The organism is Collinsella aerofaciens, assembly GCF_039752775.1.
Classification (GTDB): domain Bacteria; phylum Actinomycetota; class Coriobacteriia; order Coriobacteriales; family Coriobacteriaceae; genus Collinsella; species Collinsella aerofaciens_R.
Genome location: NZ_JBDMGT010000059.1, coordinates 1 through 2592, shown reverse-complemented (window position 1 = coordinate 2592; position 2592 = coordinate 1). Strand labels below are relative to the sequence as shown.

The window sequence follows — 2592 nt, the reverse complement described above, 5'->3', positions numbered from 1 at the left end:
CCGTTTGGCCCCACCCGCATAGCGGGTGGTTTCTGATGCGGCGCGCTGCGCGCCCCGCACAGGCTAAAGCCCGTAATGAAAAAAGACCGAGCCCGCGAAGTCGCGGACCCGGTCTTTCCGAGTCAAATGGATGGGAGATTCAACCCGTCCGACCGACTAGGCCTTGGCGGCCTCGGCGTCGGCAGGAGCCTCAGCGGCAGCGGCGCGACCGTACTCGGCCTTGCCCATATCGGACCACTCGGGCTCCTCATCAGGCATGGAGCCAGCCTCCTTGCCGAAGAACTCCTTGAGGCAGTTGACGGCAACGATGAGGCCCAGGACCATCAGCAGGACGGCAAAGACGAGCTGCAGGCCCTTGGTGGCGGCGACGGAGACGGCGGCCGTGGTGGCGGTAGCCGGGATGGTACCGAAGAAACCGTAGGCCTGGACGGCGGTCATGCAGCCCATGGCGCTCTGGACCAGCGAGGTGAAGGTGCAGCAGAGCAGGAAGACGACGGGCACGTAGAGCATCCAGCCCTTGCGGCCGGTGCACTTGCAGAACACGGCGAGGGTGATCATGGTCATGCCGCCGAGCAGCTGGTTGGAAGCACCAAAGAGCGGCCAGATGTTGGCATAGCCACCAAAAGCGAGAGCGAGACCGGGAAGCAGGGTAACGACCGTGGCGAACCAGGGGTTGCCGAGGACCTTCATGTAGCCGGCCTTGGACTCGATGGCCAGGGCGTCGTTGGTCTGGGCAAAGAACTCGGAGAACGAGGTGCGGGCGATGCGGGCGACGGCGTCGAGCGAGGTCAGGGCCAGAGCGGAGACGTTCATGGTCATGAAGACGGTAGCGAGCGTGCCGTCAACACCGAAGGCCTGCATACCGCGGGAGATGCCGGCGGCGAAGATCTGGAACGGGGTGGAAGCGACACCGGCGTTGAGAGCGCCAGTACCGGCGGTGTTCATATCGGAGAACATGATGCCGGCGACGATGATGGCAAGGATGCCAACGAAGGACTCGACGATCATTGCACCGTAACCGACCTTGACGGCGTCCTGCTCCTTCTCGACCTGCTTGGAAGAGGTGCCGGAAGAAACGAGGCTGTGGAAACCGGAGAGAGCACCGCATGCGACGGAGACGAACAGGACCGGGAACATCATGCCGGAGGCAGTGGAGAAGCCGGTGAAGACCGGAGCGGTGATAGTGGCCTGACCGTTGACACCCAGGACGACGATGCCGAGGACAGCGCAGACGATCATGACGATCATCATGATGGAAGTGAGGTAGTCACGCGGGGTCTTGAGCATCTGGATGGGCATAGCGCCAGCGAAGACCAGGTAGACCATGACGACGGCGAACCACTGGAACTTATCCAGGTAGACCGGGAACTGCATACCGACGGCGAACATGAGAACCATGAGGATAACGCCGGTGACGAACTCGGCAGCGCCGGTGAGGTTGAACTTCTTCTGGGCCCAACCAAAGGCGATAGCGACGAAGGTGAACAGGATGGAGATGGTACCAGCGCAGCCGGCGGCATAGGACTTGGTGAAGTCGATGGCACCGGTAGCAGCACCAGAAGCGTCAACGGCCGGGGTGAACATGAACGTCTTGCAGACCATATCGGTGAAGGCGGCGATGACGATGATGCAGAACAGCCAGCAGAACAGCAGGAACAGGCGACGGCCGGTCTTGCCGATGTACTTCTCGATGAGCTGAGCGAGCGACTTGCCGTTGTTCTTCATCGAAGCGTACAGGGCACCAAAGTCGTGGACGGCGCCAAAGAAGATGCCGCCGACGAGGACCCAGAGCACGACGGGCAGCCAGCCAAAGGCCATGGCGACGATCGTACCCGTAACAGGGCCAGCACCGCAGATCGAGCTGAACTGGTGCGAGAACGCAGTGAAGGCGGAGACGGGCGAGAAGCTGTTGCCGTCCTTCATGCGCTTGGCCGGCGTGAGGGCCTCTTTGTCAACGCCCCACTTGTTGGCCAGCCATCGGCCATAGCCCAGATAGCCGCAGGCGAGCACCGCCGCGGCCACAACCATGAGCAAAACTCCGTTCATTACATTTCCTCCTCTAAAAAGAACTTCCTAGACATAAAAAATGAGGGCCGTCGGTTGCGCTCGACGGCCCTCATCTTCATCAGCCGCCCGTTATCGTACGGGCTAGCTGTATGTGCTAACCCGCATCAGATAATTACTACGCTGATAATGTTTAGCTGATGCGTGAACATGTCTAAGAAATCCTCTTCAATCATGATGCGAACGATCCGTGCGTGTTCACATCCCCCAGTGGTTGAAAAGGAGTATGAAACTTTAGTTACCTAAAGTCAACGCAAATTTGTAATGAATTTTCAACTTTTTTGGATTTCTCGGTATAAAACGCCACTGACCTCGGACTTTACCCAGCGACAGTTTTTGCATGAGAGATGTCCCTCGGGAGCGGGCGGGCGTATACAAGGTTTATCGCGAGTTCCGCACGAGCCGGAGAGCACTTAATGTGCTCTCCGTGCGAGCAGGACTGTAGAGCAGGAAACCTTGTATACGCCCGCCCGCTCCCGAGGGACATCTCTCATGCAAAAACTGTCGCTGGGTAAAGTCCGAGGTCAG

At 59.3% G+C, this 2592-nt stretch carries 1 protein-coding gene; it reads right to left on the bottom strand.

Features of this window, described 5'->3' with window-relative positions; all coding sequences use genetic code 11:
• Nucleotides 1-156 precede the first annotated feature (156 nt).
• Nucleotides 157-2046, bottom strand: a complete 1890-nt coding sequence (locus tag ABHR63_RS09910; RefSeq protein ID WP_271761487.1) for a carbon starvation CstA family protein — start codon at nucleotides 2044-2046, stop codon at nucleotides 157-159.
• Nucleotides 2047-2592 lie beyond the last annotated feature (546 nt).

Coding starts and splice junctions, on each gene's coding strand:
- ABHR63_RS09910 (WP_271761487.1), bottom strand. CDS start 2,046: ATGAACGGAGTTTTGCTCATGGTTGTGGCCGCGGCGGTGCTCGCCTGC.